This window comes from Bacillus suaedaesalsae (assembly GCF_016890225.1).
Lineage (GTDB): Bacteria > Bacillota > Bacilli > Bacillales > SA4 > Bacillus_BS > Bacillus_BS suaedaesalsae.
The window spans coordinates 67,532-73,531 of sequence record NZ_JAFELM010000034.1 but is presented as its reverse complement, the minus strand read 5'-3'; the positions used below and the strand labels follow the sequence as shown (position 1 = coordinate 73,531).

The following is a 6,000-nucleotide window of genomic DNA, read 5'->3' as shown; positions in this document are numbered from 1 at the left end:
GTCTGGGCCGTGTCTCAGTCCCAGTGTGGCCGATCACCCTCTCAGGTCGGCTACGCATCGTCGCCTTGGTGAGCCGTTACCTCACCAACTAGCTAATGCGCCGCGGGCCCATCTGTAAGTGACAGCTAGATGCCGTCTTTTATTCAAGCACCAGGAGGTGCTTGAAGTTATCCGGTATTAGCTCCGGTTTCCCGAAGTTATCCCAGTCTTACAGGCAGGTTGCCCACGTGTTACTCACCCGTCCGCCGCTGATATCAGGGAGCAAGCTCCCATCAATCCGCTCGACTTGCATGTATTAGGCACGCCGCCAGCGTTCGTCCTGAGCCAGGATCAAACTCTCCAATAAAGTGTTTGATTGCTCATTTACTTGCTGGCTATCTATATAATAGATAGTTTTTAAAAATTTGCGTTGGTATAAACCAACACGCTTGACGTTTTGTTTAGTTTTCAAAGAACTTTTTTCTCATTTATCGCTCAGAAGCGACTTTATTAATTTATCACATCACCACATTCGAAGTCAACACTTTTTCAAAAAACTTTTTCGTGCTAACCACTCTCTCGCGGCGACAAAAAATAATATACCATGCTGAAAAAATTGATGCAAGTCCTTAAATGAAAAAAATAAAAGAAAATAATTCCAACATTAATCATTGTTGATATTACTACTATTGTGTATATTATTTATATACATAAAAAATTTAAAAACCACAAGGGGTGCCACTGGCTGAGAATGAGCATGCATTTGCTCTAACCCTTCGAACCTGTTAGTTAATTCTAGCGTAGGGATGTGGCTTTTGATGAGGAGCAATTAGGATTTAGCCCATCATGAGCTAAGCTTAATTGCTTTTTTTATTGTTCATTTATAAGGAGGAGAGAAAATTGAGTAATAAAAGGTTAGTTTTTTTAGTAGAAGTTGCTATTTTTTCAGGGCTTGCGCTTATTCTTGACTTTATTTCTTTTAAAATGTGGGCACAGGGTGGTTCTATTTCATTAGCAATGGTCCCTGTTTTCCTTATTGCTTTTAGAAGAGGTTTAAAAGGTGGATTATTAACTGGTTTCCTATTTGGAATACTTCAATTAATAACAAATCCATACTTTATGAATGTTATTCAAGTTTCAATTGATTATTTAATCGCTTTTTCTTCATTAGGATTAGCAGGTCTTCTATCCTCAAAAGTAAAGGAAGCCGTTTTTGGCAGAGATAAATCTAGTGTTATCATTTATATTGTATTAGGAACTTTTGTAGGATCACTTTTCAGATTTATTGCTCACTTCATAGCAGGAATTACATTTTATAAGGAGTTCGCTCCACCAGAAACACCTGTTGCACTATACTCATTATTGTATAATGGCTCTTATATGCTACCTGGATTTATTATTAGTGCTATAGTTCTTATCTTGCTTATTAACTCATCAAAAAGATTACTTCAAACCAATAGTTAAATCTTTTGTCCACATAACATTATATGTTATGTGGTTTTTTATTACTTTCCTTTGGTTACTTATCCACAAAGCCCGGTGGATAAGTATGTCTTCATTGTTAATAACTTGTGGATATATCTTTTCTACTTGTGAATATGTTGTGGATTTATTTTTTTAATAGAAATGTGTTCATATTTCTCTAGTAATGTTCATACGATTTACTAGAAGCGTTTGAAGAGGAGGATAAATGATGATCTACCAGTTAACGATGCTATTATCTTTCATTATGTCTGTCTTCTTATTTTTAAGAGGATACTATGAGGCTGTAAAGATAAGTGATGAACAAGGGAATGTGAACGGAGGAACCATGATATTCTGTTTTATAATGGGTTTGATCTTTGCCATGTTTGCAAATAACCTTTCTAATACAATAGCCTAGTGAAAATTCACTAGGCTCCTTTACTTTCTATCTGTATATGTTCCTTTCTATTAGAAAACATAAATAAACATATTCCAAGGATCACAATGATTCCACCAATTACCTGATAGGAAAATATACTTTCATTTAATAGATAATAGGCTAATAAAGATGCCCCGATTGGTTCGAATAAGATTGTGACGGAAATAACTGAGGTACTCACCCATTTTAGTGCGTAGTTAAACATCGTATGTCCTAACAATGTTGGAAAAATTGCTAGTAAAACAAAATACATCCATTGCTCTCTATCATATGTAATAAAAGAATCTCCACTTACTAATGCATAAAGAAACAAAGTGACAGAACTTACTGCATATACAATGAAAGTATAAGTAATGAGGGATAGTCTACTCCTCACATCTTGGCCAAATAATAAGTAAACCGTTACCAGTAAGCAGGCAATTAGCGCTAGTATATCTCCCCAAAGGGCAAGACCACTTATTCTAAAATCTCCCCAACTAATTACAAAACTACCTATAACAGCCAATACACCACTGATAACTGCCCATAGGGATAACTTTTCCTTGAAAAATATATAAGTACCTATAAAAGCAAATAAAGGTTGAAGGGTTACTAATACCGTTGAGCTTGCAACTGAAGTAAATCTTAATGACTCGAACCATAAAACAAAATGTAAAGCTAAGAAGAAACCTGCAATGATGGAATAGAACCAGTCACGCTTATTAATGTTTTTTAGTTCATGTTTATAGTTCATAAAAAATAATGGTGCCATTATCATAACTGAAAAGAACATACGGTAAAAAGCAGTTACTGAAGATGGAGCGTCTGCTAGCCTAACAAAAATAGCAGAAAAGGACACGGTGATAATACCAATCACCAATGCAAGATAAGCTTTCGCGTAAGATGGATTCATGTTATTCTCCTATACCTTATAAATTGATTCCTACTTCTCAACTTCTTGGACCATTTCAAATGCACATCTTAAGAACTCTTCTTCACTTATTTCACCTTTTAACTTAGATTTAATTAATGCCTCATGTTCATTAGTGATGCTGTATCCCGAGATTTCCAATGACGCTTTTGCGTTACGCATCGCTTTTTTGATAGATCCCTCACTTTGTTTCTTCATATCTATAACCCCCTACAACAAAAGGCTTGGATTTTATCTTCTTATATTATACAAGGTTAATAGTAGTATTAGCGTAATAAAATAGCTCACACAATAAAAAAAGTAGCCCTTACATGAGAATAATACATGATTAACGAACAAACCATAATAACGTTCATCAATTCTGATACAGAGGTGTTTCGCATGCATCGTGGCGATGAGGTATTCATCACGAAATCAGGCAAATATTATCATTACTTTGATGATGATTGCCCTACGACTTCTAGTATTCTAAAAGGAAAATAACAAGCACAGACAATAAAAGAGGAAGCTGCAATTGCTAAGGGTTATACTCTCTGTAAGCATTGCGCGAAGGAATATGCTGAGGATTTAAGAGAACTTCAAGGTTGTGGTGCTGCAGCTCTCCTGTTACTTGGTATAGTAAGCTCTTCATGGTTCATAAGTTACATCCTATTATAAAAAAATAACCGTTAGTGCTTGAACACTAACGGTCATCAAGTAAGTATTTATCTTTTAGTTAACATCTCCAGCCTTACTCTGGTTTAGTAATGAGATATCTTAGATAATCATATTTTGAGGTTGGGATACTCCTAACAACTTCTCCCTTTTGGTCGCGATAAACTTCAAATTCCTGATATGTTTCTACGACGTAGCCATCAATAATGTCTTTACTTATTAGCTCTTTTTCTAAAGTCATATTCTCATTTGATACTACTTCATTTTCCATATTTCCACCAACAGGAACGCTTTCATAATAATCTACAGTAAATTGGTCAATAGCCATCATTGGAGATTCTAACATTGCAATGATTCCGATAATAGCAATAACCCCAATAACTTTTAAGTTTTTCATGATTTACCTCCATGCAATATTCTCTATTACATTGTTATGCATGTCCGTTATATGCTTATTACTCTTATTTTTCTTATAGTGAGGCTCTTTTCGTATATATGTTGCTATTTACCTAAACTAATTACATTCAACTCTAAAGGTAGTATGTGATATTCAATACTTTGACGAAAAAATGCACTAGAAACCTTTCTAAATATGTGTTGCTAAACTTGTTCGAAAAACAACAATCTAGTGCGAAAACAGCCTATAAATAAAAACGACACTCTAACCAGAGCATCGTTATTTTTCATAGGCTATACTTTTTATAGGAATGAACTGATTAAAGATTCCAAGTGTGATAATTTCTTTATCTGATACAATATGTGTGTGATAGATGGAAAACAAGATAAAGTCCTTCTTTGTTGTAGAAGTTGAAATAATCGGCTTAGCTACGTAATCAATGCCTATGCTAAGTAATATCCCCTTCTCTTCTTTAAGTCGGTCTCCTACCCATGTAACATATTTATCTTGTCCTGGGTTCAGTAAAATCATTGTAATGACCATAATCGTGATAATCCCACTTATTGGGTATTTCTTTTTCAAACTTAAAAACCTCCTAAACAAATGCTATAGTTGGTCTCCATTGTTACCATGAGATATATTTTATAAACATATATCATTGAAGACTCTACTGTTTCATGCTATACTTTTCCCATATTTATACGGGGCATTAGCTCAGCTGGGAGAGTGTTTGGCTGGCAGCCAAAAGGTCACCGGTTCGATCCCGGTATGCTCCATCCTTTCTATATATAGAGTTAAAGCGACATCCTTGGGAGTCGCTTTTCTTTTATGTCATTTTCAACTTTCTCTCTCTGTTCTCACCATCAAGCTACTTAGTTGCCCTTACATTATTTGTAAGGGATAATGGACTTTATGGGGGACTGACTATGAAACGAGTAAGTATAGGTGTTGGAGCTGTAATGATTGTTTTTATAGCAGGTTTTACATTCTGGAAAACTGTATTTCCTAATCATGCAGTAACTGACATCACACAAGAAACGCAGGAAATTGGAATCTCTACTGAGGAAGAGCATGAAGAGGTAGAGGTTACACTCCCTCCAGAGGAACTGACCGAACTTGAAAGTGAATGGGCATTAGATATGGGAGAAATTGCTATGCAAAATTCCATACACGCAATGTCTCATCAAAAGGTAAAAGCCGAAGATAAATGGTCACATATGCCACTTACTCCCGAAAGAGTTAATAGACTAATAGAAATTGTAGAATCAAGTGATTATGAATTTTCAAAGATGTATCTCGAGATTCTGTATCGTTGGAAGGAAGACGATTTCACAAAAGCTGTGGAAGACCATAATCTTATCTGGCATCTACAAAAGGGCTCAGTTGGTAAGGCTTATGCTTTAATGACACCTAAAGAAGAAAAAGAATATATTGAGCAATATTATAAATAAAACTAGGGTAAAGCACTCTCTATCATTTACAAAAATGATAGAGAGTGCTTTTTTCATTTCTTTAAAGCTAAAAGAAACAATAATTTTGCCGATAATAAGTCAGTATATATAAATTTTAAATACAGGAGTGTGTAACGTGATTTTTAATAAATCAAAGAAAACTACTAAATATAATCTTCAGGCTTTAATAGATTCAGAATTGCCTAACGTGGTTCTTGAATTACCTTCTGGAACTGAAATGACATTACAATTAGAATTAATTGGATTAACGAAGACAGATTTAGCGATATTAAAAGGAATTAGTCCAATTGCCCAAAAGCATATTAGTTCAATTTACGAGATAGCATTAAACTACAAGCATGCTGGTATTCTTAAAATTGCAGACACTTCTAGCATCGGTGTAAGTCGTGAAATGAGTGAACAATATGTTTTATCCATGTTTACTGGATTGATAAACAACGAATTCATCGAACGTAGAAAGAGTGTAGGACAGCTTTATGTGCAAATTGGTGTTGAAATTCAATGGTTCATCTCTGTATATAAGTTATTAATGGCAAAAATGATGGAGAAGGTGAAAGAAGAGCTTGCATTAGATGAACACGATTTATTCCGTGTTATGCTAGCTATTTCTAGAATTTTTGACCTTGAGATGCAATTAATTATTGCGACAATGCAACACACTATGTTAAATAGCGTAGAAATGAAA

At 34.8% G+C, this 6,000-nt stretch carries 8 protein-coding genes, 1 tRNA gene, 1 rRNA gene, 1 pseudogene and 1 riboswitch; of the genes and pseudogenes, 6 read left to right on the top strand and 5 right to left on the bottom strand.

Going from position 1 to position 6,000, the window contains the following annotated elements:
• Nucleotides 1–346, bottom strand: a 16S ribosomal RNA gene (locus JR050_RS13885); the annotation flags it as partial.
• A 354-nt stretch (nt 347–700) separates the two neighbouring features.
• Nucleotides 701–803: riboswitch (TPP riboswitch) on the top strand.
• A gap of 76 nt (nt 804–879) precedes the next feature.
• Here JR050_RS13885 and thiT point away from each other — a divergent pair.
• Nucleotides 880–1,443, top strand: a complete 564-nt coding sequence (gene thiT / locus JR050_RS13880; protein ID WP_204204098.1) for an energy-coupled thiamine transporter ThiT — start codon at nt 880–882, stop codon at nt 1,441–1,443.
• Nucleotides 1,444–1,669: 226 nt separating this feature from the next.
• On the top strand, nt 1,670–1,861 hold the full coding sequence (locus tag JR050_RS13875) for a hypothetical protein (RefSeq protein WP_204204097.1): 192 nt from the start codon (nt 1,670–1,672) through the stop codon (nt 1,859–1,861).
• A 10-nt stretch (nt 1,862–1,871) separates the two neighbouring features.
• Here the strand turns inward: JR050_RS13875 and JR050_RS13870 are convergent, their stop codons facing one another.
• Both JR050_RS13870 and JR050_RS13865 read right to left on the bottom strand, forming a co-directional pair.
• Complete coding sequence (locus tag JR050_RS13870; protein WP_204204096.1) at nt 1,872–2,774, bottom strand: DMT family transporter; 903 nt, start codon at nt 2,772–2,774, stop codon at nt 1,872–1,874.
• Nucleotides 2,775–2,804: 30 nt separating this feature from the next.
• Nucleotides 2,805–2,990, bottom strand: coding sequence for a hypothetical protein (locus JR050_RS13865; RefSeq protein ID WP_204204095.1), 186 nt, complete (start codon nt 2,988–2,990; stop codon nt 2,805–2,807).
• Nucleotides 2,991–3,116: 126 nt separating this feature from the next.
• Here JR050_RS13865 and JR050_RS13860 point away from each other — a divergent pair, with 126 nt between their 5' ends.
• Entirely contained in the window at nt 3,117–3,275 is a 159-nt protein-coding gene (locus JR050_RS13860) for a hypothetical protein (RefSeq protein ID WP_204204094.1), read from the top strand.
• 247 nt (nt 3,276–3,522) lie between these two features.
• Here JR050_RS13860 and JR050_RS13855 read toward each other — a convergent pair whose 3' ends face one another.
• Nucleotides 3,523–3,843 carry a hypothetical protein gene (locus tag JR050_RS13855; protein WP_204204093.1) on the bottom strand — a complete coding sequence of 107 codons (321 nt, stop codon included), beginning with the start codon at nt 3,841–3,843 and terminating at the stop codon, nt 3,523–3,525.
• A gap of 279 nt (nt 3,844–4,122) precedes the next feature.
• Nucleotides 4,123–4,425: a DUF4359 domain-containing protein gene (locus JR050_RS13850; protein WP_204204092.1), complete on the bottom strand. Its 303-nt coding sequence runs from the start codon at nt 4,423–4,425 to the stop codon at nt 4,123–4,125.
• A gap of 121 nt (nt 4,426–4,546) precedes the next feature.
• Here JR050_RS13850 and JR050_RS13845 point away from each other — a divergent pair.
• The 3 genes and pseudogenes from JR050_RS13845 to JR050_RS20855 all read left to right on the top strand — a co-directional run.
• Nucleotides 4,547–4,619, top strand: a tRNA-Ala gene (locus JR050_RS13845).
• A 150-nt stretch (nt 4,620–4,769) separates the two neighbouring features.
• Complete coding sequence (locus tag JR050_RS13840; protein WP_204204091.1) at nt 4,770–5,294, top strand: DUF6241 domain-containing protein; 525 nt, start codon at nt 4,770–4,772, stop codon at nt 5,292–5,294.
• A gap of 238 nt (nt 5,295–5,532) precedes the next feature.
• A pseudogene (locus JR050_RS20855) lies at nt 5,533–5,964 on the top strand (protoglobin domain-containing protein); the annotation flags it as partial.
• Nucleotides 5,965–6,000 lie beyond the last annotated feature (36 nt).

What these genes read in the sequence shown, in the direction of transcription:
- JR050_RS13840 (WP_204204091.1), top strand. Translation starts at nt 4,770, where the DNA reads ATGAAACGAGTAAGTATAGGTGTTGGAGCTGTAATGATTGTTTTTATA.
- JR050_RS13870 (WP_204204096.1), bottom strand. Translation starts at nt 2,774, where the DNA reads ATGAATCCATCTTACGCGAAAGCTTATCTTGCATTGGTGATTGGTATT.
- JR050_RS13865 (WP_204204095.1), bottom strand. Translation starts at nt 2,990, where the DNA reads ATGAAGAAACAAAGTGAGGGATCTATCAAAAAAGCGATGCGTAACGCA.
- JR050_RS13855 (WP_204204093.1), bottom strand. Translation starts at nt 3,843, where the DNA reads ATGAAAAACTTAAAAGTTATTGGGGTTATTGCTATTATCGGAATCATT.
- JR050_RS13875 (WP_204204097.1), top strand. Translation starts at nt 1,670, where the DNA reads ATGATGATCTACCAGTTAACGATGCTATTATCTTTCATTATGTCTGTC.
- JR050_RS13860 (WP_204204094.1), top strand. Translation starts at nt 3,117, where the DNA reads ATGATTAACGAACAAACCATAATAACGTTCATCAATTCTGATACAGAG.